At 73.5% G+C, this 21,418-nt stretch carries 19 protein-coding genes; 11 read left to right on the top strand and 8 right to left on the bottom strand.

Annotated elements, in window-relative coordinates; translation table 11 throughout:
• Positions 1–6: 6 nt before the first annotated feature.
• From Q0994_RS10255 to Q0994_RS10245, 3 genes are all read right to left on the bottom strand, one after another.
• The gene (locus Q0994_RS10255; protein WP_299531885.1) at positions 7–675 is read right to left on the bottom strand and encodes a hypothetical protein; all 669 of its coding nucleotides are present in this window, start codon (positions 673–675) and stop codon (positions 7–9) included.
• A gap of 170 nt (positions 676–845) precedes the next feature.
• Positions 846–1,610: a DUF4239 domain-containing protein gene (locus Q0994_RS10250; RefSeq protein ID WP_299531882.1), complete on the bottom strand. Its 765-nt coding sequence runs from the start codon at positions 1,608–1,610 to the stop codon at positions 846–848.
• Positions 1,611–1,637: 27 nt separating this feature from the next.
• Complete coding sequence (locus Q0994_RS10245) at positions 1,638–2,228, bottom strand: hypothetical protein (protein ID WP_299531879.1); 591 nt, start codon at positions 2,226–2,228, stop codon at positions 1,638–1,640.
• Between the two features lie 578 nt (positions 2,229–2,806).
• Between Q0994_RS10245 and Q0994_RS10240 the strand changes: the two genes are divergently transcribed.
• A complete protein-coding gene (locus Q0994_RS10240; RefSeq protein WP_299531877.1) occupies positions 2,807–3,622 on the top strand; it encodes an SAM-dependent methyltransferase in 816 nt (271 codons plus the stop codon).
• Positions 3,619–5,793 carry a bifunctional diguanylate cyclase/phosphodiesterase gene (locus Q0994_RS10235; RefSeq protein ID WP_299531875.1) on the top strand — a complete coding sequence of 725 codons (2,175 nt, stop codon included), beginning with the start codon at positions 3,619–3,621 and terminating at the stop codon, positions 5,791–5,793. The genes Q0994_RS10240 and Q0994_RS10235 overlap by 4 nt, the downstream gene beginning before the upstream one ends.
• Before the next feature lie 33 nt (positions 5,794–5,826).
• On the opposite strand, the gene Q0994_RS10230 is transcribed toward Q0994_RS10235, so the two are convergent.
• The gene (locus Q0994_RS10230; RefSeq protein WP_299531872.1) at positions 5,827–6,732 is read right to left on the bottom strand and encodes a LysR family transcriptional regulator; all 906 of its coding nucleotides are present in this window, start codon (positions 6,730–6,732) and stop codon (positions 5,827–5,829) included.
• A gap of 94 nt (positions 6,733–6,826) precedes the next feature.
• On the opposite strand from Q0994_RS10230, the gene Q0994_RS10225 reads away from it, so the two are divergent.
• From Q0994_RS10225 to Q0994_RS10215, 3 genes are read left to right on the top strand one after another with little or no spacing between them, the layout of a single operon-like run.
• A complete protein-coding gene (locus Q0994_RS10225; protein ID WP_299531870.1) occupies positions 6,827–7,531 on the top strand; it encodes a succinate dehydrogenase in 705 nt (234 codons plus the stop codon).
• 1 nt (position 7,532) lies between these two features.
• Complete coding sequence (locus tag Q0994_RS10220) at positions 7,533–9,482, top strand: fumarate reductase/succinate dehydrogenase flavoprotein subunit (RefSeq protein WP_299531868.1); 1,950 nt, start codon at positions 7,533–7,535, stop codon at positions 9,480–9,482.
• Positions 9,479–10,225, top strand: coding sequence for a succinate dehydrogenase/fumarate reductase iron-sulfur subunit (locus Q0994_RS10215; RefSeq protein ID WP_299531866.1), 747 nt, complete (start codon positions 9,479–9,481; stop codon positions 10,223–10,225). The genes Q0994_RS10220 and Q0994_RS10215 overlap by 4 nt, the downstream gene beginning before the upstream one ends.
• Positions 10,226–10,268: 43 nt before the next feature.
• Here Q0994_RS10215 and Q0994_RS10210 read toward each other — a convergent pair whose 3' ends face one another.
• Together Q0994_RS10210 and Q0994_RS10205 are read right to left on the bottom strand one after the other, a co-directional pair.
• A complete protein-coding gene (locus Q0994_RS10210; protein ID WP_299532143.1) occupies positions 10,269–12,650 on the bottom strand; it encodes an excinuclease ABC subunit UvrA in 2,382 nt (793 codons plus the stop codon).
• Between the two features lie 235 nt (positions 12,651–12,885).
• A complete protein-coding gene (locus Q0994_RS10205; RefSeq protein WP_299531864.1) occupies positions 12,886–13,917 on the bottom strand; it encodes an LLM class flavin-dependent oxidoreductase in 1,032 nt (343 codons plus the stop codon).
• Positions 13,918–14,021: 104 nt separating this feature from the next.
• Between Q0994_RS10205 and Q0994_RS10200 the strand changes: the two genes are divergently transcribed.
• Positions 14,022–14,510, top strand: coding sequence for a hypothetical protein (locus Q0994_RS10200; protein ID WP_299531862.1), 489 nt, complete (start codon positions 14,022–14,024; stop codon positions 14,508–14,510).
• A gap of 98 nt (positions 14,511–14,608) precedes the next feature.
• Here the strand turns inward: Q0994_RS10200 and Q0994_RS10195 are convergent, their stop codons facing one another.
• A complete protein-coding gene (locus tag Q0994_RS10195) occupies positions 14,609–14,824 on the bottom strand; it encodes a dodecin (protein ID WP_299531860.1) in 216 nt (71 codons plus the stop codon).
• A 204-nt stretch (positions 14,825–15,028) separates the two neighbouring features.
• Here Q0994_RS10195 and Q0994_RS10190 point away from each other — a divergent pair, with 204 nt between their 5' ends.
• The 5 genes from Q0994_RS10190 to Q0994_RS10170 all read left to right on the top strand — a co-directional run bounded on the left by Q0994_RS10190 (position 15,029) and on the right by Q0994_RS10170 (position 20,136).
• Positions 15,029–16,294 (top strand): extracellular solute-binding protein, encoded by a 1,266-nt coding sequence (locus tag Q0994_RS10190; RefSeq protein ID WP_299531858.1) that lies wholly within the window; start codon positions 15,029–15,031, stop codon positions 16,292–16,294.
• Positions 16,295–16,400: 106 nt separating this feature from the next.
• Entirely contained in the window at positions 16,401–17,108 is a 708-nt protein-coding gene (locus Q0994_RS10185) for a HEAT repeat domain-containing protein (RefSeq protein ID WP_299531856.1), read from the top strand.
• Positions 17,109–17,111: 3 nt separating this feature from the next.
• Positions 17,112–18,146 (top strand): HEAT repeat domain-containing protein, encoded by a 1,035-nt coding sequence (locus Q0994_RS10180; RefSeq protein WP_299531853.1) that lies wholly within the window; start codon positions 17,112–17,114, stop codon positions 18,144–18,146.
• Positions 18,147–18,328: 182 nt separating this feature from the next.
• Positions 18,329–19,159, top strand: coding sequence for a GNAT family N-acetyltransferase (locus Q0994_RS10175; RefSeq protein WP_299531851.1), 831 nt, complete (start codon positions 18,329–18,331; stop codon positions 19,157–19,159).
• Entirely contained in the window at positions 19,156–20,136 is a 981-nt protein-coding gene (locus Q0994_RS10170) for a 1-acyl-sn-glycerol-3-phosphate acyltransferase (protein WP_299531848.1), read from the top strand. The genes Q0994_RS10175 and Q0994_RS10170 overlap by 4 nt, the downstream gene beginning before the upstream one ends.
• A gap of 198 nt (positions 20,137–20,334) precedes the next feature.
• Here the strand turns inward: Q0994_RS10170 and egtD are convergent, their stop codons facing one another.
• Positions 20,335–21,315, bottom strand: coding sequence for an L-histidine N(alpha)-methyltransferase (egtD, locus tag Q0994_RS10165; RefSeq protein ID WP_299531846.1), 981 nt, complete (start codon positions 21,313–21,315; stop codon positions 20,335–20,337).
• Positions 21,316–21,418: the final 103 nt, after the last annotated feature.

Genomic DNA, 21,418 nt, shown 5'->3' with positions numbered 1-21,418 from the left:
TGCCGGTCAGTGCTGGTGACGGCCGCGCCGTCGTCGTACGTACAGAGCGGTGCCTGCCGCCGCGGCCGCCACGAGGGCGGCGCCGGTCGCGATCTCGCCGGGGTCCGTCGAGCCCGCGCTGCCGCCGAGTCCGCCCTGCACCCCGCCGGGGGTCGCGCCGGACGAGGCGGTGGCCGTCGCCGTGGCCGTCGTGCCGGTGCTTGTGGTTCCGGGACCCGGGGTGGCGCCCGTTCCGGTACCGGCGGCGGCGGTGGAGTTCACCGTGGAACTGGCGGTGGCGGTGCCGGTCGCCGCCGTGGTGGGGGTCACCACCGGAGCGGCCGAGGTGCCGCCGGAGATGGTGAGACCGACGTTCTTCGCCTCGCCGCTGGAGCCGCACTTGAACGTCACGGCGTAGATCGCGCCCCGCTTGGCGTCCCAGTCCACCTTCGCGGTGGCCGTCGTGGTGCCGGCGGGGATGACGGCGGTGTCGAAGATGCCCGAGGTGATGGTCGTCGCGCCACCGCACCCGCCGCTGCCGAGGGTGACCTGACCGCCGGGGGCGGCGACCGACGGGGTGACGGTCGGGGTGAACGTGCCCGGCCCCCCGTCCGGGGAGGCGTGGGCGACCGGTGCCGCGAGGAGGAGCGCCGCGGCGCCGGACAGGGCGAGAGGTGCGACACGTATCGCGCGCATGAATGGAGCCTCCGGGTCCCGAGGGCAGGCGCGGAACGGATGTCCGCTGACGAGGGACCTGCACCCCGATGCCGGAAACGCTAGGAGTGCTCCATTTCGCCCGCGATCGGGGTCAACCGAATGGGGCAGTGCCGTCCCCCGGCCGGCCGACCCGGCCGGGGGGCCCGCGGTCACCCCGAGGCGTGCGGGAAGAGGTCGAGGAACGGACCGGTGGTCGCCGAGATGCCCCGCCCGAAGGGCTGGTCGAAGTCCCAGATCAGGAACAGCAGGAACGCGATCAGGACGCTGAAGAGGCCGGCCAGCAGCAGTTCCCTGAAGGTTCTGCGGATCTGCAGAGTGAAGATCATCCCCACGGTCACCAGGGCTCCGATGATGAGACCGAACCACACCACCCCGGGCATCGTGGAGCCCGCGCTGGAGCCCCGGGAGCCCCGCGCGTCGTCGGCGGCGGCCACCTGGTCGACCAGGGGCTGGTAGGCCTGGGCCTCGTGGTCGTTCGCGGGCACGTACTCGGTGACGTCGGCACGGATCCGGCCGAGCAGTTCGGCGCCGCGGTCGGTGAGGCCGCCGGTGTCGGACATCGCCCGCCACTCGTCGTCGACGACGTAGCTCACGTAGGCGTCGACGTCGGCGCGGATGCGGTCGCGGACCTCGGCGGGGTAGACCGAGGAGCGTTCGCGAACCTCGTGCAGTGCCTGGGCTTCGAGGCGTACGGACTCCTGGGCGGCGCTGCGGCCCTCCCAGACGCCGGCGATGGCGAGGCCGAGCACGATCGCGTACACCACGCCGATCATCATCGTCATGTACTCGATGACGTCGGGCGTCTCGGACGGGTCGTCGTCCTCGCCCACCCGCCGGTGGTTGAGGACGGCGATGGTGAGCACGACGGCGCAGACCGACGCCATCGCGATGGTGAGAGCGAGCCATTCCGACAAGAGGGGTCTCCAGTTTCAGCGGCCGGGTCAGCGGGACGACCGGGGCCGGAGCACGGCCACGGCGAAGACCGCGGGCGCGGTGATGAGCAGGGTGGTCATGGTCAGCGAGGGGCCGCCGCGCGGTTGTTTGCGGGCGGCCTTGCGGTAGGTGGGGATGGCCACGGCGCTGGGCGGCGGAGCGGGGCGGGCGGACGGCGTGGGTGCGGGCGGCGGGGGCGGCGGCGGTTCCGGGGTGGGCGTGGGTTCGGGCACCGGAGCCGGAGCGGGCGGGACGGCCCGGGGCGCCGGCTCCGGGGCGGGCGCCTGCGGGCGCGGGGCGGGAGGCTCGGGCGGTTGCGGGGCGGGTTCCGGAACCGGCGGCTTCGGTGCCGGCGGTGGTGGTGGAGGTGGCGGAGGGGGCGTGGGCGAGGGTTCCGGGGGTGGCGGGGGCGGCGGCGTCGGGGAGGGGGGCGGCGAGGGCGGCGGCTCGCAGTCGCCCGCCACGGACACCAGCCAACTGCCGTCCCCCGGGCCGACGACCGCCACCGCGCAGGCGTCCGCGGTGGCGGGGGTGGGGACGGCGGTCAGCCAGACGAGGGCGGCGACGGCGGTGAACCGCCCGATACGTGTTCCGTGCACGATCCGGAGCATGATGCCCGGCGGCGGCGGACACGCGCAGGTCGCCGGGGATTCCCCTGATGGTGGGACAATTGGCTGTTCGGGTTTACAAGGCCGGTGGTGTGTGGAGCCCGCGTAAAGGAGCACTGCCGGCCACTGGGGCGAGAAGCCGACCGCCGTCAGGTCCTTGCCGTTCTCGGTCCGCGCGTGGCCGCCGGAAGGAGTGCGCATCTGTCGCTTTTCCCGGCAAGTGCGGCGCTTCAACGACTCTTTTCGGCCACCGCGAGAGCGCTCCTGGAGTGCGATTCATGATCAACGCCCTTATGGATGAGGGCTCATGACGTTGCGCCGGATACAGTTGCGCACGGCGGCGCGATAACCGGCCGCATCCACTCCGGAAGAAAGGCGCGGGGATAACGGCTGGTCGCTCCATGGTCACCGGTGGCGACTCAGGGTGTCCGCGCCCACCGCCGGGGTGTGACCAATAACGGACCGCGAATTTCCGTTTCCTCTCGCCCTCCTGGCGGTGGATCAGTAGCCTCTGGTCAACACTGACCATGAACATGGCCGGATCGCCGTGCGACTTGTTGGAGACATCGATGGAGCGTCCCGCCTGGGCACCGCAGGGCATTGACATCTCGGTGCCGAGCGTGTCCCGCATGTACGACTTCTATCTGGGCGGCTCGCACAATTTCGAGGTGGACAGGGAAGCGGCCCGCAAGGCCATGGAGTTCATGCCGGCCCTTCCCAAGATCATGCAGGCGAATCGCGCCTTCATGCGCCGTGCCGTCCGTTACGCGGTCGGCAGCGGGGTCAACCAGTTCCTGGACATCGGCTCCGGCATACCTACCTTCGGCAATGTCCACGAAATAGCCCAGGCCGCCGATCCGGAGGCCAAGGTCGCCTACGTGGACCACGACCCGGTCGCCGTCGCGCACAGCCAGGCCGTGCTGGCCGGCAACGACCGCGCCGTCGTCGCCGCCGCCGACCTGCGCCGCCCCGACGAGATCCTGAAGAACCCGGACGTGACCGGGCTGCTCGACCTCGACCGGCCGGTCGTCCTGCTCCTCGTCGCCGTCCTGCACTTCATCGAGGACTCCGACGACCCGTACGCCTCGGTCGCGGCACTGCGCGACGCGCTCGCCCCCGGCAGTCTGCTGATCCTCACCCACGCCTCGTACGAGGGCATCCCGCTGCCGCGTGACGAGGCGGGCGGCGCCGTCGAGGTCTACCGCGACATCCGCAACCCGCTGATCATGCGGACCAGCGACGAGATCGGGCGCTTCTTCGACGGCTACGAGATGGTGGAGCCGGGGCTCGTCCCGATGCCACGGTGGCGCCCCGACGCGCCGGGCACCGAGGCGGAGGACCCGTTCGGCAATTCGGGCTTCGCGGGCGTGGGACGCAAGGCGTGAGCATTCCCGCCCAGGCGTCCGGCGAACCGGACGCGGAACCGGACGGTCCGGAAGGACGGCTCCGGCGGTTCGCCACGATATGGAGCCGGGCCATCTTCCCCTCCACGGCCACCTCCATGACCCGCCCCGAATTCGAGCAGCACCTGCTGCCGCTGGCCCGCGGACTGAACGAGATCCTGCACGCCCGACCCTTCGACGCCGGACCCGCCCAGCGCGTGGGCACCGCCCTCGTCGAGGCCCACTGCACCGACCCGGAGGTGCTCACCGCCACCCTCGGGGTCATCGACTCGTACCTGGTGCTCTACTGCGGCGGCAACGGCCCCGTGGAGTTGTCCACCGAGGACGGCCGGGCCCGCTGCGCGCGCATCCAGCACGCGCTGGCCGGCGGCTTCTCGCAGGCGTTGCGCGAGCGGACCCGGTCGGAGCAGGAGGCGATCGCCCGCTCGGCGCTCGCCGCCCGCTCGCAGGCCGAACAAGTGCTGCACGAGACGCAGACGCGCTTCCGGGCGGTCTTCGAGGAGGCCGCCATCGGCATCGGCATCGCCGATCTCGAGGGCAACGTGCTGGAGATCAACGACACCCTCACCCGGATGTTCGGCGGCCTCGACCACCATGTCCGCAGCCACAAGATCACCGAGTGGGTGCACCCCGAGGACTCGCCCAAGGTCTGGCAGTACTACAACGAGCTGGTGCGCGGCGAACGCGACCACTACCGCGTGGAGAAGCCGTACTACCGCAACGACGGCACCGTGCTGTGGACCAACCTCACCGTCTCGCTGCTGCGCGACTCCGAGGGGCGTCCGGAGTACCAGCTCGCGCTTCTGGAGGACACCACCGAACGCCGGCTGCTCAACCTCCGGCTGCGGTACGAGGCGACCCACGACGCGCTCACCGGGCTGCCCAACCGGACGCTCTTCAACGAGCGGCTGGAGAAAACGCTCTCCGCCCGCAACGGCCTCCGGTTCGGCCTGTGTTACCTGGACCTCGACGGCTTCAAAGCCATCAACGACAGCCTCGGGCACGCCACCGGCGACCGGCTGCTGGTGGAGGTGGCCGACCGGCTGCAGAGCTGCGCGACCGGGTCGGGCGAGATGGTCGCCCGCCTCGGCGGCGACGAGTTCGTCGCGCTCACCACCGGCCCGGACACCGAGGAGGGGAGCGTCGAGCTGGCCTGCCGCATCCTCAACGTCCTCGCCACCCCCATCCTCATCGACGGCAGGGAGCTGACCGTGCGCGGCTCCATCGGGATCGTCGAGGGGCCGGCCGGCGAACGCAACGCGGCCGACGTGCTGCGCAGCGCCGACATCACCATGTACCGGGCCAAGGCGGCGGGCGGCAACCGCTTCGAGCGTGCCGACGAAGAGGCCGACGCACGGGCCATCACCCGGCACGGGCTGACCACCGCGCTCCCCGCGGCCCTGGACCGGGGCGAGTTCTTCATCGAGTACCAGCCGCTCGTCCACCTCGGCGACGGCAGCGTGCACGGCGCGGAGGCGCTGGTGCGGTGGTGCCATCCGCAGCACGGGGTGCTGGGCCCCGACCGGTTCATCCCGCTCGCCGAGCACACCGGGCTGATCGTTCCGCTCGGGCGGTGGGTGCTGGAGGAGTCGGTCCGGCAGGCCAACTTCTGGCAGGAGCGGCACACCGACGGCGGGCCGCTGCGGATCAACGTCAACCTCTCGCCCGCCCAGTTGCACCATCCCCGGCTGGTGGCCGAGACGGTCGACGTGCTGGAGCGCTCGGGCCTGGAAGCGGGCGCGCTCTGCCTGGAGGTCACCGAGTCCGCGCTGATCGGCGCGGACGACGATCTCCTCAAGCCGCTGCGGCAACTCGCCGAGATGGGCGTCGACATCGCGCTCGACGACTTCGGCACCGGCTACTCGAACCTGGCCAACCTGCGCCGGCTGCCGGTGAGCATCCTGAAGCTGGACCGTTCCTTCACCCGGGGCATGCAGCAGCACCCGGCCGACCCCGTCGACATGAAGATCGTCGAGGGGATCGTCTCGCTGGCGCACAGCCTGGATCTGGCGGTCACGGTCGAGGGGGTCGAGACCGGCGCGCAGGCCGAGCAACTGCGCGAACTGGGCTGCGACACGGCCCAGGGGTGGTACTACGCCCGCCCCGGAGCGCCCGACCGCATCCACGCGCTGCTGCTGGCCGACGCGGTGTGACGGCGGGGGCCCGCCGGCGGCGGGCCCCACGGCTCAGTCCGGTGCACCGGGCTCCGCCACCGTCTCCAGCAGCATCCGCTGGAGTTCGCGGGCCGCCCTCGGCGGGTCCACGTCGCTGCGGTGGGCCAGCGCGATGGTCCGCCGCAGGCCGGGGGCGGCCAGCGGGGTGGTCCGCAGGTCGCTGCCGGAGCGGCCCGCCACCATGGTCGGCACCACGGCCGCGCCCAGCCCGGCCCGGACGAAGCCCAGCACCGCGTCCATCTCGCCGCCCTCCACGGTGAACGCGGGCTCGAACCCCTCCGCGCGGCAGGCTGCGACGGTCAGCTCGCGCAGGTCGTAGCCGTGCCGGAACATCACCAGGTCGGCGCCCTCCAGATCGGCGATCCGCACCCGGCCGTCCCGACCCGGGGCCGGGGCGGCGGGGGAGGAGACCACCACCAGGTCCTCTTGCAGCAGCTCTACCGTGGTCAGCGCGGGGGAGGCGGCGGGCAGGGGCAGGACGACCAGGGCGAGATCGAGCGCGCCGCGCGCCAGATGCCGTACGAGGTCGTGCGAGCCGCCCTCCTCCAGCAGGATCTCGATCCCCGGATGCAGGTCGTGGAAGGCCCGCAGCACGTCCGGCAGCAGTCCGGTGCAGATGCTGGGGGTCGCCCCGAGCCGGACCCGGCCGCGGCGCAGCTGGGCCAGCTCCTGCACCTCGCGGCGGGCGGTGTCGGCGTCCGCGAGGATGCGGCGGGCCAGCGGCAGCAGGGCCTCGCCCGCGTCGGTCAGCGCGATGTTGCCGCGCGCCCGGCTGATCAGCTCCGCGCCCAGTTCCTTCTCCAGCGCCCGGATCTGCTGGGAGAGCGAGGGCTGCGACACGTGCACCGCCTCGGCGGCACGGGTGAAGTGCCGGCTCTCGGCTACGGCCACGAAATAGGCGAGCTGCTGGAAGTGCATGCCCCCATGGTAGGGCGAACGATAGCTCTGGGCTATGGATATGAGCCGGTTCATGTCTTGGACGGATCGGGGCCTTGGTCCTAGCGTCGTGTCCATGGCATTGGCAACGCGGACGGACCGACGGCCGTCGATGACGCGTACGCTCTGGGACTCGTCCGTCGGCAAGAAGACGATCATGGCCGTCAGCGGCCTCATCATGCTGGGCTACCTCGTCGTCCACATGCTCGGCAATCTGAAGATCTTCTTCGGCGCCGGGGAGTTCAACGGCTACGCCCACTGGCTGCGCACCCTCGGCGAGCCGTTCCTCCACCACGAGTGGGCCCTGTGGATCGTCCGGGTGATCCTCGTCGCGGCCGTCGTCCTGCACGCCGTCTGCGCGTACCAGCTCAGCCGGCGCGACATCCGGGCCCGCCCGACCGCCTACGTCCACAAGCGGCCCCGCGCGAGCTACGCCACCCGGACCATGCGCTGGGGCGGCACCATCCTCGGCCTGTTCATCGTGTGGCACCTCCTCGACCTCACCACCGGCACCGTCCACCCCGGCTTCCAGGCCGGGCACCCCTACCAGAACGTCGTCGACACCTTCTCCACCTGGTACGGCAACACGGTCTACGTCGTCGCGATGCTCGCCCTCGGCCTGCACGTCCGGCACGGCTTCTGGAGCGCCGCGCAGACCCTCGGGGCCGGCAGCGCCGCCCGCGACCGGGCCCTGAAAACGCTGGCGAACGGCCTCGCGGCCGTGCTGACCGCGGGCTTCCTCTCCGTACCCGTCGCCGTCATGACCGGAGTCGTGAACTGACATGAGCCACTACGCGAACTACTCGACCGGGGAACCCCTCGCCGACACCAAGGCCCCCGCCGGGCCGGTCGCCGAACGCTGGGACACCCGCCGCTTCCAGGCGAAGCTGGTCAACCCCGCCAACCGCCGCAAGCACACGGTCATCGTCGTCGGCACCGGCCTCGCGGGCGGCGCGGCCGGCGCCACCCTCGCCGAACAGGGCTACCACGTCGTCCAGTTCTGCTTCCAGGACTCGCCCCGGCGCGCCCACTCGGTCGCCGCCCAGGGCGGCATCAACGCCGCGAAGAACTACCGCAACGACGGCGACTCCGTCCACCGCCTGTTCTACGACACCGTCAAGGGCGGCGACTTCCGCGCCCGCGAGTCCAACGTCCACCGCCTCGCGCAGATCTCCGTGGAGATCATCGACCAGTGCGTCGCCCAGGGCGTCCCGTTCGCCCGTGAATACGGCGGACTCCTCGACAACCGCTCCTTCGGCGGCGTCCAGGTCTCCCGCACCTTCTACGCGCGCGGCCAGACCGGACAGCAGCTCCTGCTCGGCGCCTACCAGGCGCTCTCCCGGCAGATCGGCGCCGGCACCGTCGAACTCCACCCGCGCACCGAGATGCTCGACCTGATCGTGGTCGACGGCAAGGCCCGCGGCATCGTCGCCCGCGACCTGGTCACCGGCCGGATCGACACCTACTTCGCGGACGCCGTCGTCCTCGCCACCGGCGGCTACGGCAACGTCTTCTACCTGTCCACCAACGCGATGAACTCCAACGCGACCGCGATCTGGCGGGCCCACCGGCGCGGCGCGCGGTTCGCCAACCCCTGCTTCACCCAGATCCACCCCACCTGCATCCCGCGCACCGGCGACCACCAGTCCAAACTCACCCTGATGAGCGAGTCGCTCCGCAACGACGGCCGCATCTGGGTCCCGAAGGCCGCCGGCGACGACCGTCCCGCCGACCGGATCCCCGAGGACGAGCGCGACTACTACCTGGAGCGGATCTACCCCTCCTTCGGCAACCTCGTCCCCCGCGACATCGCCTCCCGCGCCGCCAAGAACGTCTGCGACGAGGGACGCGGCGTCGGCCCCGGCGGGCAGGGCGTCTACCTCGACTTCGCCGACGCCATCGCCCGGATGGGCCGGGCCGGGGTCGAGGAGAAGTACGGCAACCTCTTCGACATGTACGCGCGGATCACCGCCGAGGACCCGTACGAGACCCCGATGCGGATCTACCCCGCCGTGCACTACACGATGGGCGGCCTCTGGGTCGACTACGACCTCCAGACCACCGTGCCCGGCCTCTTCGCCATCGGCGAGGCCAACTTCTCCGACCACGGCGCCAACCGGCTCGGCGCCTCCGCGCTGATGCAGGGACTCGCCGACGGCTACTTCGTCCTGCCCTCCACCATCAACGACTACCTCGCCCGCAACCCGCACCGCGACAAGGTCGACGCCACGCACCCCGCCGTCGCCGAGGCGGTCGCCGAGACCGAGGACCGCCTGAGCCTGCTGTCGGCCATCGACGGCGACCGCACCCCGGACTCCTTCCACCGCGAGATCGGCGCCCTCATGTGGGAGTACTGCGGGATGGCCCGCACCGAGGAAGGGCTCCGCGAGGCGCTCGACCGCATCCCCCGGATCCGCGACGAGTTCTGGCGGCGGGTGAAGGTCCCCGGCACCGGCGAACAGCTCAACCAGTCGCTGGAGAAGGCCAACCGGATCGTCGACTACCTGGAACTCGCCGAGCTGATGTGCCTCGACGCCCTGCACCGCGCCGAATCCTGCGGCGGCCACTTCCGGGAGGAGTCGCAGACCCCCGACGGCGAGGCCGCCCGCCGCGACGAGGAGTTCTCCTACGCCGCAGCCTGGGAGTTCACCGCGACCGGCGAACCACCCGTCCTGCACAAGGAGGACCTCGTGTTCGAGTACGTACACCCCACCCAGCGGAGCTACGCATGAAGCTCACCCTGCGCGTCTGGCGCCAGCGCGACGCCGGCGCCCCCGGCGCCATGGCCACCTACGAAGTCGACGGGATCTCCCGCGACATGTCGTTCCTGGAGATGCTCGACACCCTCAACGAGGAACTCACCCTCGCCGGCGACGAGCCCGTCGCCTTCGACCACGACTGCCGCGAGGGCATCTGCGGCGCGTGCAGCCTCGTCATCAACGGCGACGCCCACGGCCCCGAGCGCACCACCGCCTGCCAGCTCCACATGCGGGCCTTCCAGGACGGCGACACGATCGACGTCGAACCCTGGCGCGCCGCGGCCTTCCCGGTCGTCAAGGACCTGGTGGTGGACCGCTCCGCCTTCGACCGGATCATCCAGTCCGGCGGCTACATCTCCGCCCCCACCGGCACCGCCCCCGACGCACACGCCACCCCCGTGCCCAAGCCGGACGCCGACTTCGCCTTCGAACACGCCGAATGCATCGGCTGCGGCGCCTGTGTCGCCGCCTGCCCCAACGGCTCCGCGATGCTCTTCACCTCCGCCAAGGTCAACCACCTCAACGTCCTCCCGCAGGGCGCCCCCGAACGGGAGACCCGCGTCCTCGACATGGTCGCGGCCATGGACGCGGAGGGGTTCGGCGGCTGCACCCTCACCGGCGAGTGCGCCACCGCCTGTCCCAAGGGCATTCCGCTGCCGTCCATCGCCGCGATGAACAAGGAGTGGCTGCGCGCCACCCGCACGGTGCGCCGCTGAGGTCCCGCCCGGCCGGAGACGCGCGATCCGGGCGGGGGAGCGGTCAGCCCCCGCCCAGGGCGCGGGCCAGGTACTCCGCCGTCCGGCCACCGGCCGCCGCCACCTCCGCCGGGGTGCCGGCGGCCACGATCCGGCCGCCCCCGTCGCCGCCGCCCGGCCCCAGGTCCACCACATGGTCCGCGCCGGCCACCACCGCCATGTCGTGCTCCACCACCACGACCGTGCTGCCCGCGTCCACCAGCCCGTGCAACTGCCGCATCAGCACCTCGACATCGGCCGGATGCAGCCCTGTCGTCGGCTCGTCCAGCAGATAGAGCGTGTGGCCGCGCCGGGCGCGCTGGAGCTCGGCAGCCAGCTTGATCCGCTGCGCCTCGCCGCCGGACAACTCGGTCGCGGGCTGCCCCAGACGCAGATAGCCGAGCCCGACGTCGCCCAGCGTGCGCAGGCTCCGCAGCGCCGCCGGAACACCTTCGAAGAACTCCCGCGCCGCCTCGACCGTCAGATCCAGCACCTGCGCCACCGAGAGCCCGCGCAGGGTGACCTCCAGCGTCTCCGGGTTGTACCGGGCGCCGTGGCAGTCGGGGCAGGGCGAGTACGTACTGGGCAGGAAGAGCAGCTCCACGTGCACGAACCCCTCGCCCTGGCAGGTCTCGCACCGCCCGCCGGCCACGTTGAACGAGAACCGCCCGGCCTTGTACCCCCGCTCCCGCGCCGCGTCGGTCTGCGCGAACAGCTTCCGCACCACGTCGAACAGCCCGGTGTACGTCGCCAGGTTCGACCGGGGCGTACGCCCGATGGGCTTCTGGTCCACCTGCACCAGCCGGTCCACCGCCTCCAGGCCCTCGGCCGACGCGTAGTCCCGCCGGGCGGCCTCCGGCTCCGGGCCGGCCGCCGCCCGGTCCGCCAATGCGCCGGCCAGCACCTGGCCCACCAGCGTCGACTTGCCGGACCCCGACACACCCGTGACCGCGGTGAACACCCCCAGCGGGAACTCCGCGTCCACGCCCCGCACGTTGTGCCGCCGCACCCCGCGCAGCCGCAGCCACCCCGACGGCGTACGCGGCTCGCGGGCCGGCGGTCCGGCCGGCCCGAACAGGAAGCGGCGGGTCTCCGACTCCGGCACGTGCGCCAGCCCGGCCGGCGGCCCGCTGTGCAGGACCCGGCCGCCGTGCTCCCCGGCCAGCGGACCCACGTCGACCAGCCAGTCCGCCTCCCGCACCACGTCCAACTGGTGCTCCACCACGAACACCGTGTTGCCCGCGGCCTTCAGCCGCCCCAGCACCCCGAGCAGCGACGCGGTGTCCGCCGGATGCAGCCCCGCCGACGGCTCGTCCAGCACGTACACCACGCCGAACAGCCCGGAGCGCAACTGGGTGGCCAGCCGCAGCCGTTGCAGCTCGCCGGAGGACAGCGTCGGCGCCGTGCGGTCCAGGGCCAGATAGCCGAGTCCCAGCTCCGTCACCGTCGCGATCCGGGCCAGCAGGTCCGTCGTCATCACCCGCGCCGTCGTGTCGCCGTCCGCGCCGCGCACCACGTCGGCCAGCGCGGACAGCGGCAGCGCCGCCAGCTCGGCGACGGTGTACCCGGCGAACGTCACCGCGAGCGCCTCCGGCCGCAGCCGGCCGCCCCCGCAGACCGGGCAGGCGGCGCTGGTCAGGAACCGTTCCGCGCGCGCCCGCAGCGTCGCGCTCCGGGAGTCGGCGAAGGTGTGCATCACATAGCGGCGCGCGCTCATGTACGTACCCTGGTAAGGGCGTTGGATGCGGCCCGCGTCCCGTACGGGATGGACCGTGACCACCGGCTGCTCGTCGGTGAACAGGATCCACTCGCGGTCCCCGGCCGGCAGGTCGCGCCACGGCCGGTCCACGTCGTACCCCAGCGCGTCCAGCACGTCCCGCAGGTTCTTCCCCTGCCACGCTCCCGGCCAGGCGGCGATCGCTCCCTCCCGGACGGACAGCGACGGGTCGGGCACCAGCGACTTCTCCGTCGTCCGGTGGATCCGTCCGAGGCCGTGGCACTCCGGGCACGCCCCGGCCGCGGTGTTCGGCGAGAACGCGTCCGAGTCCAGCCGCTCGGCCCCCGGCGGATAGTCGCCCGCCCGGGAGAACAGCATGCGCAGCGAGTTGGACAGGGTGGTGACGGTGCCCACCGAGGAGCGCTCGTTCGCCGACGAGCGCCGCTGCTCCAGCGACACGGCCGGCGGCAGCCCGGTGATCTCCCCGACGGCCGGCGCCCCGACCTGGTGGATCAGCCGCCGCGCGTACGGCGCCACCGACTCGAAGTACCGGCGCTGCGCCTCCGCGTAGACGGTGCCGAACGCCAGCGACGACTTGCCCGAACCGGAGACCCCGGTGAACACCGTCAGCGAGTCGCGCGGGATGTCGACGTCCACGTCCCGCAGATTGTGCTCCCGCGCCCCGCGCACCCGTACGTAGGGATCATGGCCGCCGGGCCGGTCCGGCGGCCCGGACGGGGTGAGGACGACGGGCGGGGCGGGGGGCTGCTGGGGCTGGTGGTTCACATGATCCGATGCTACGCGCCGGGGGGTGCGGGGGCCCGGCGGCAGGCGGCCACGGGCGCCGCGCCCGTCGCCTCGCTGGTGGACAGGGCGGTCCGGACCGGGCGGTCCGCGCCGGGCGTTCACGCCTCCGCCGTCGCCTTCAGCGGTCGGGGCCCGCCCCGACCGGAGCCTGCCCCACCGCCCCCGCCAGCAGCCGCAGCGACTCCCGCAGCGCCTCCCGGTCGTAGGTGCTGGTGGTCACCAGCACCTCGTCCGCCCCCGTCTCCCCGATCACCCGGCCCAGTTCGTCCGCGACCCGGTCCGGGGTGCCGTACAGGTGGCCGGCGAGCCCCTCCTCGTACAGCCGGCGCTCCTTCGGGGACATGGCCGCGGGCTCGATCCGTCCGGCCGGACGCAGCGGCGGGAACGCACCGGTGGTGCGGGCGCGGGCCATCGCCCACGCCTCGGGGACGAGGAGGCGGTGCGCCGCCTCCTCGGTCCTGGCCACGGCGACGGTGCCGGAGACGATCACGTACGGGCGCGCGGCGCGCGCGGACGGGCGGAAACCGTCCCGGTAGGTCTCCACGGTGCGCAGCAGCCGCTCCCGGCCCCGCAGATCCCCGACGACGAGGGGCAGACCGGCCGCCGCCGCGATCGAGGCGCCCTCGTTGACCGCGAGGACGAAGGCGGGGACCGCGGCCCCCTCCGCCGGGTACGCGTGGACACCGGGGTGGTCGCTCCGGGTGCCGTCCAGCCAGCCCAGCAGCTCGGCGAGCAGCGCGCCGAAGTCGTCGGCGGCTTCCTTCCCCCGCCCGAGGGCGCGGCGGACACCGTCGGTGAACCCCACCGAGCGTCCCAGCCCCATGTCGATCCGGCCGGGAAAGAGCGAGGCCAGCACCCCGAACTGCTCGGCCACCACGAACGGCAGGTGATTGGGCAGCATCACGCCGCCGGTGCCGACCCGGAGGGTGGAGGTCGCCCCGGCGACCGCCGCCGCGAGCACCGTGGGCGCCGACCCCGCCACCCCGGGCACGCTGTGGTGTTCGGAGACCCAGAACCGGTGGTAACCGAGGCGCTCGACCTCCTGGGCCAGGCGCACGGTGTCCCGCAGCGCCTCGCCGGGGTCGTGGCCCTCCCGGGTGCGGGAGCGGTCGAGGAACGAAAGGCGGGGCGCCGCGGTGGAGATGCTCACGACCGGTTCAACAGCCGGAACGTCCCAGGATTCCCGCAGCGTCCCGTGCGGTCCGCGGAGCCGGCGCCGGGTGTGATCGCGGGGCCGGGCCTACGCTGGTGCCCGTGACGGACGACACCCGGCCGCTGGCCGTTTTCGACCTTGACGGCACGCTCGCGGACACCGCGCACCGCCAGCACTTCCTGGAGGGCGCGCGCCGCGACTGGGACGGCTTCTTCTCGGCGGCGTCCGACGACCCGCCGCTCGCCGAGGGGGTGCGCAGGGCGGTGGAGAGCGCGCCGGAGTGCGAGGTGGTCTATCTGACCGGCCGGCCCGAGCGGTGCCGCCGCGACACCCTCGACTGGCTGGCCCGCCACGGGCTGCCCGGGGGCGAGGTGCACATGCGGCGCAACGACGACCGGCGCCCGGCCCGCCGGACCAAGCTGGAGGTCCTGAAACGGCTCGGCCGCCGGCGGGAGGTCCGGATGCTGGTGGACGACGACATGCTGGTGTGCGACGCGGCGGAGGAGGCCGGCTTCACCGTGGTCCGGGCGGACTGGGCGGCGCAGTCGGCCGCGCTGAAGGACGCCCAGGAGCGGCAGGGACGTACCTGAGCGGGGACGCCGGGGTCCGGCGGCCCGCGCTCGGGGGCGGACCCGCTCGTCCGGGGCCGGGGCGTGAGCGCCTCGGGCCCCGGCCCCGGACGACAGGCTCAGGCGGGATCGTCCAGCCGGAACCCCACCTTCAGCGTGACCTGGAAGTGCCCGACCGCGCCGTTCTCGATGTGCCCGCGCGTCTCGACGACCTCGAACCAGTCGAGATTGCGCAGGGTCTCCGCCGCGCGGGCCACGCCGCTGCGGATCGCCGCGTCGGTGCTTTCCTCGGAGGTCCCCACGATCTCGGTGACCCGGTAGGTGTGATGGGACATCGTCTGTCTCCCTTCGCCCCCATCCACCCTGCCCCACCCCGCCCCGGCGCGCGATCCGTCGCCCGCGGACCGCTTCCGCGACGGCCGGGCCTTGACCTTCCGCAATGGTCCATACCAAAATCCAGCCACACACCCGCGCGAGCGACGCCCGCGACCCCCCACACCGGGTTGAGTCCGTCGTGCCGTTCCGCAGAAGGTGGCCTTGTGAAGAACCGCGTGCTCGCAGGAGCCGTCGCGCTCGTCTCCTCCCTCGTCCTCGGCGGGTGCGGGTACCTCCCGTCCGGGGGCTCCGGGGAGACGACCGTGGACATCTGGCTGATGAAGGACAGCGTCTCGCCGGAGTTCCTGGACGCTTTCACCACGTCGTACGAGTCGGAACACCCTTCCGTCAAGCTGAAGTTCACCGTCCAGGAGTGGGGCGGCATCGGCCCCAAGGTGCTGAAGGCGCTGAAGGAGGACGAGGCGCCCGACGTCATCGAGGTCGGCAACACCCAGGTCGCCCAGTACGCGGAGACCGGCGGACTGCGCAATCTCACCCTGGAGTCGATGCGCGACCTCGGCAGCGAGGACTGGATACCCGGCCTCGCCGAGCCCGGCAGCATCGACGGGGTGCAGTACGGCATCCCCTGGTACGCCGCCAACCGGGTCGTCATCTACAACAAGGACCTCTTCGCGCAGGCCGGGATCGACGCCCCGCCCGAGACGCGCGAGGAGTGGATCGAGGTCAGCGAGCAGCTCGACACCGGCGGGAATCAGGGGATGTACCTGGCCGGACAGAACTGGTACGTCCTGGCCGGCTTCATCTGGGACGAGGGCGGCGAACTCGCCGAGGAGAACGGCGGGGACTGGCAGGGCGCACTGGACTCCCCGAAGGCCCTGCGGGGCATGAAGTTCTACCAGCGGCTCCAGGCCCTCGGCGACGGTCCCCGCGACGCCGACGAGGAACAGCCGCCGCAGACCGACGTGTTCGCGCGGGGCAACGTCGCCCAGATCATCTCGACACCCGGCAGCGCCGCGCTCATCGAGCAGAAGAACCCCGAACTCAAGGGAAAACTCGGCTACTTCCCCATCCCCGGCAAGACCGCCGACGTCCCGGGATCCGTCTTCACCGGCGGCTCGGAACTGATCGTGCCCGAGAACGCGGGCGACCGCAGCGCGGGCATCGGGGTCGTCAAGGCACTGGCCGGGGAGAAGTGGCAGACGGAACTGGCCCGCGCGATGAGCTACGTGCCCAACAAACCGGAACTGGCCGAGGCCGTCGTCGGCGAGGAGGGGACCGCTGCCATGGCGAAGGGAGCCACCCGGGGCCGCGCCACCCCCAACTCGGCCCAGTGGGCGAAGGTCGAGGCCGAGAACCCCATCAAGCCCTACATGACGGCGGTGCTCCAGGGCGGCGACCCGGCCGAGGAGGCCGCCACGGCCTCCGAGCGCATCAGCTCCCTCCTGGCCGGCACCGGCGGCGCCGACTGACCCGGCCGGGACGGCTCCCCGCCCGGCGGGTCCCCGGGGGCCCGCGGTCACCCGCGTGGGGACCGGCTCCGGCCGGGGGCGGAAGGGGCGGCTTGACCTTGACACGATGGCAAGGTCTTCACTGGCCGACGAGGAGGTGGTCGACATGACGATCACAGGAACCGAGTCGGTGGAGCCGGTGCTCCGCGGCCTGGAGGACGGCCGCCCCGCCGTGCGGCTGCGGGCGGCCATGGCGGCCGGCACCGCACCCGACCCGCGCTTCGTCGGCCCCCTGGTCGAGCGGTGCGCGGTGGAGCCGGAGTTCCACGTCCGCGACACGCTGACCTGGGCGCTCACCCGCCACCCGGTGGTGCGGACGCTGCCCGCGGTGCTCGGTGAGCTCTCCTCGGAGCGCGCACAGGCCCGGAGCCAGGCACTGCACACCCTGTCCAAGATCGGGGACCCGCGGGCCTGGCCGGCGATCACCGGGGCGCTGCTGGACGACCCCGACGACGAGGTGGCGCGGACCGCTTGGCGGGCCGCGACCGTGCTCGTGCCCGAGGGCGGGCGGCGCGCGCTGGCCGAGACGCTGGCCGGCCAGTTCGGGCGCGGCGGCCCGCAGACGCAACGGAGCCTCAGCCGCGCCCTGGTCGCGCTCGGCGGGGCCGCCGGACCCGCCCTGGACACGGCCTCGCAGTCGCCCGTCGCACGGGTACGTACGCACGCCCTGGCCACGCAGCGGCTGCTGCGCGACCCCGACGCCGGATTCGAGTCCGCCGTCGAGGAGGCGAAGCGTGTCGTGGCCCTCGGCGGGACGGCGAGCGAGGGAGCATAGGAGGTGTTGATCGGCGAGGTGGCGCGACGGGCCGGGGTCAGCGCCCGGATGCTCCGGCACTACGAGGCGCTCGGCCTGGTCAGTCCGTCCGGACGTACCGGCTCGGGCTACCGGGAGTACTCCGGCGAGGACATCCGGCGGATCTTCCACATCGAGAGCCTGCGGTCCCTGGGACTGACGCTCCGTGAGATCGGGCGGGCGCTGGACGACCCCGGCTTCACGCCCACCGCCCTCGTCGGCGACCTCATCGACCGGACCCGAGAACGGATCGCCGCCGAGACCGAACTGCTCCACCGCCTCGGCCGGATCGCCGCCGCGGACCCGGCCGGCTGGGAGGACGCCCTCCACGTCGTCGCGCTCCTCCACGCGCTCAGGTCGACGAGCGCCGGCGTACGCCAGCGTGCCGCGCTCTCCTCGGGCGACGAGGTGCCGGCGGAGGCGCTGGTCGAGGCAGTGCTGGCCGAGGCCGACCCCCATGTCGCCGGGGCCCTGCGATGGGCGCTGGCACGGTCCGGGGACGACCCCACGGCCCTGCTGGCTGCGGGCCTCGACTCGCCCGAGGCCGTAGTGCGCGAGCGCGCCGTACGGGCCCTCGCCGGGATGCCGGGCCCCGCCGCGGCCGGAGCGCTGCACAACGCCCTGGCACACACCGACCCCGCGGTGCGTCGGTACGCCGCCCCGGCGCTCGGCGCACGCGGGGTCGTCGAGGCGCTGCCCGCGCTCGTCGACATGATCGCCGCGGGTGAGAACGACATCGACGCGGCCGACGCGCTGGGCGTGCTGGCGGGCCCGGCCGGTCCGGACGGCGACGGCGCGCCGGACTGCGGCGCCGATGCGGCGGCCGACCGTCCGGCGGCGACGCTCGTGGAGCGCCTCGCCCACGAAACCGACGCCGCCGCCCGCGGACGGCTGACCCAGGCGCTCGGCTCCGTCCCCGGGGCGGGCGCGGCCCGCGCCCTGCGGGAGCTGTCACGGGACGAGGACCCCGCCGTCGCGATGACGGCGGCCTACCTCCTCCGGCTGCGCGAGGCCACCTGATCCCGGCGGTCCCACCGGCGGGCCACGCTCGCGCGCCACCCCGGGACTTCAGCCGTCGCACATCCCCGCTCCCCATGGCGGTCACGTCACATCCAGCCCGGCACGGAAGAAACAAGGGGCCGGGTCCGCGCGCTCCGCACGGGTCCGGCGGCCGCCCTTGCCGACCGGCTCCGGAGACTGCCATGACCGTGCTGCCCACCGCTCCCGCTCCCGCTTCCTCCGCCCCCGCACCCTCGGCCCCCGTCCGCACCGGGCTTGCGCCGGACGGTGGAGCCGCCGGGGCCCCGCCCGCCTACCGGGTCATGCTCGCCGCCGGCCCGGCAGACGTCCGCGCGGCCCAGCGGCTGCGCCACCAGGTCTTCGCCGGTGAGCTCGGCGCCCTGCTGGACGGGCCCGAACCCGGCCTGGACGGCGACGAGTTCGACGCGTACTGCGACCACCTCCTGGTCCGCGAGACCGCCACCGGGGACGTCGTCGCCACCTACCGGATGCTGCCCCCCGACCGGGCCAGGGCCACCGGACGGCTCTACGCCGAGAGCGAGTTCGACCTCGGCCGGCTCGCGCCGATCCGCGACGACCTGGTGGAGGTCGGCCGCTCCTGCGTCCACCCCGCCCACCGCAACGGCGCCGTCATCGCGCTCGTCTGGGCCGGGCTCGCCCGCTACATGGAACGCACCGGCCACGCATGGCTGGCCGGCTGCTGTTCCGTGCCGCTCTCCGACGGCGGCCTCCAGGCCGCGCGGAGCTGGGCGGCCGTGCGCGACAAGCACCTCGCCCCCGAGGAGTACCGGGTCACCCCCCACCGCCTGTGGACCGGACCCGCCGCCCCCGCCGGATCACGCAACGACCTTCCCCCGCTGCTGCGCGGCTACCTCCGCCTCGGCGCCTGGATCTGCGGAGCGCCGGCCCACGACCCCGACTTCGACTGCGCCGACCTCTACGTCCTGCTGTCGATGCGCCGCACCGACCCCCGCTACCTGCGCCACTTCCTCTCGCTCGCCCCGCTGCGATGAGCGTCTGGCTTCCGGTCGCCCCGTGCACACCGCGGGCCTGTGCCGGCCACCGGGGGCCGGTGCGGTCCCCGGCGGCCGCCGCCGCCCTGCTCGCCGCCGGGTGCCTGCTCGCCCTGCTCGGCGCGGTCTGCGTCCCCGCGGCCCTGCTGCTCGCACCCGCCGCCCGCGACCGGCTCGTGCGGCTCTGGGCGCGGGCCGTGGTCCGCTCCTTCGGCGTCCGGATACGGGTCACGGGGGCGCCCGGACCGCGCACCGGCGGCGAACTCGTGGTCGCCAACCACGTCTCCTGGCTCGACGTGCCGCTGGTGGCCGCCGTCCTGCCGGGCCGGATGCTCGGCAAGGCCGAGATCCGCCGCTGGCCGCTGCTCGGTCCCCTCGCCGCCCTGGGCGGCACCCTGTTCATCGAGAGGAACCGGCTGCGCGCCCTGCCGGAGGCCGTCGCCACGGTCGCCGGCGCGCTGCGGTCCGGCGGGCGGGTCGTCGCCTTCCCCGAGGGCAGCACCTGGTGCGGGCGCGACCCCGGCGGGGTGTTCCGGCCCGCGGTGTTCCAGGCGGCCCTCGACGCCGGGGCGACCGTCCGGCCGGTGCGCATCCGCTACGTCCTGCCGGCCGACGGCGGAGACCGGGGGACGGCCACCGCCGTCGCGTTCGTCGGGGACGACCCGTTGGGCGCCTCGCTGTGGCGGGTGGTGCGGGCCGGGGGAGTCACCGCAGAGATCACGCTGGCGGCACCCGTCCCTGCGGCAGCCGCGCCCGACCGCCGCGCGCTCGCCCGCCTGGCCCGGTCCGCCGTCCTCGGCGAGGCCGTGGAACCGGCCCGGTCCGGCCCGGCGGACCACGCCCCGGCGCAGCGCGCGGACGATGCCCGAGCTCACCCCACCGGGTACGGGACGGTGCCGGGCGTGCCCCCGCAGCGGCGTCGCGGGGACCGTTCCCGTAGGCCGACGGGGGCGGGGGCGGGGCGGCGCGCCGGGTGACCGGTGGTGTTCGGGCGGTCAGCCGCTCAGCGGGTCCCGTGCCGGCCCGCGTCGGTGATCACGTCAAGGCCCGCGCGCGGAGCACCACAGGGGCCAGGACGGCGAAGACCCCCGCGGCGCGTACGGCGCACACGGGGGTCGGAGCGTCCGGGCAGGCGGGACGCGGCCGGGGACGGGCCGCCGGGGGCGGCGGAACCGTCAGCCGGCGGTGGCCAGGACCAGGGCGAAGCCCGCCTCCTGGTCGGACCAGAGCTGCCGGGTGACGAGACCCGCGCCCGCCATCTCCTCCTCCAGCCCCGCCTCGGTGAACTTCGCGCTCCGCTCGGTGATCCACTCCTCGCCGCGGCCGAAGTGCACGTCCAGCCCCAGGTCCCGGATCTTCACCCGTTGCTCGACCCGGCTGCGCAGCCTCATCTCGATGTGGCCCGCCGTGCCGTCCCACACCGAGACGTGGTCGAAGGAGTCCGGGTCGAAATCGGCGTCCAGTTCACGGTTCAGCACGTGCAGCAGGTTCTTGTCGAACGCGGCGGTGACACCCCGCGCGTCGTCGTACGCGACGGTCATCTCCCGCTCCGGCTTCACCAGGTCGCCGCCGATCAGGAGGAAGTCCTGCGGACGCAGAAGATCGCGCAGTCCCCGCAGGAACGGCCCCCGGGCGGGTCGCAGGAAATTGCCCAGCGTACTGCCGAGGAAGGCGAGCAGCCGCGGTGCCTCCTCCGGCAGCTCCGGCAGGTCGAACGGGGCGGTGAAGTCCGCGCGCAGGGCGTGCAGCCGGATCCCCGGATAGTCCGCGACGAGCTGGGCGCCCGCCCCGTGCAGCGCGTCCGCGCTGACGTCCACGGGGACGTAGTGCAGACCGTCCGGGCCCAGCGCCTCGATGATCAGCGTGGTCTTCGTCGAACTTCCCGAGCCCAGCTCGACCAGGCCGCGGGCGCCGGTCAGCGCGGCGATCTCCCGCGCGTGCAGCCGGAGCAGTCCCAGCTCCGCCCGCCACAGCGGATACTCCGGCAGCTGGGTGATCTCCTCGAAGAGCTCACTTCCCCGGGCGTCGTAGAACCAGATGGGCGCCGTGGACTTGGGTGTCCTCGCCAGGCCCTCCCGGATGTCGGCGCGCAGCGCCGTGGCGAAGTGCGCGGCGTCGAGCGTGTCGGTGTAGCCGTACGGGCGGGTGCCGGTCATGGGTGCCTCTCTTCGTCCGGCGGCGCGTCGGGACGCCCGGGGCGCGGAAGACCCGCGCGGGCGGCGCCGTCGGCCGGCGTGTGTCGGGGTGCGGGGGGAGGAG

This window comes from uncultured Streptomyces sp., from assembly GCF_947488945.1.
In the GTDB taxonomy this organism is placed as follows: Bacteria; Actinomycetota; Actinomycetes; order Streptomycetales; family Streptomycetaceae; genus Streptomyces.
Note: the sequence above shows the minus strand (reverse complement) of the source record. Positions and strands in the feature narration are given on the sequence as shown.

Coding starts and splice junctions, on each gene's coding strand:
- Q0994_RS10255 (WP_299531885.1), bottom strand. CDS start 675: ATGCGCGCGATACGTGTCGCACCTCTCGCCCTGTCCGGCGCCGCGGCG.
- Q0994_RS10240 (WP_299531877.1), top strand. CDS start 2,807: ATGGAGCGTCCCGCCTGGGCACCGCAGGGCATTGACATCTCGGTGCCG.
- Q0994_RS10230 (WP_299531872.1), bottom strand. CDS start 6,732: ATGCACTTCCAGCAGCTCGCCTATTTCGTGGCCGTAGCCGAGAGCCGG.
- Q0994_RS10225 (WP_299531870.1), top strand. CDS start 6,827: ATGGCATTGGCAACGCGGACGGACCGACGGCCGTCGATGACGCGTACG.
- Q0994_RS10220 (WP_299531868.1), top strand. CDS start 7,533: ATGAGCCACTACGCGAACTACTCGACCGGGGAACCCCTCGCCGACACC.
- Q0994_RS10215 (WP_299531866.1), top strand. CDS start 9,479: ATGAAGCTCACCCTGCGCGTCTGGCGCCAGCGCGACGCCGGCGCCCCC.
- Q0994_RS10195 (WP_299531860.1), bottom strand. CDS start 14,824: ATGTCCCATCACACCTACCGGGTCACCGAGATCGTGGGGACCTCCGAG.
- Q0994_RS10185 (WP_299531856.1), top strand. CDS start 16,401: ATGGCAAGGTCTTCACTGGCCGACGAGGAGGTGGTCGACATGACGATC.
- Q0994_RS10175 (WP_299531851.1), top strand. CDS start 18,329: ATGACCGTGCTGCCCACCGCTCCCGCTCCCGCTTCCTCCGCCCCCGCA.
- Q0994_RS10170 (WP_299531848.1), top strand. CDS start 19,156: ATGAGCGTCTGGCTTCCGGTCGCCCCGTGCACACCGCGGGCCTGTGCC.
- egtD (WP_299531846.1), bottom strand. CDS start 21,315: ATGACCGGCACCCGCCCGTACGGCTACACCGACACGCTCGACGCCGCG.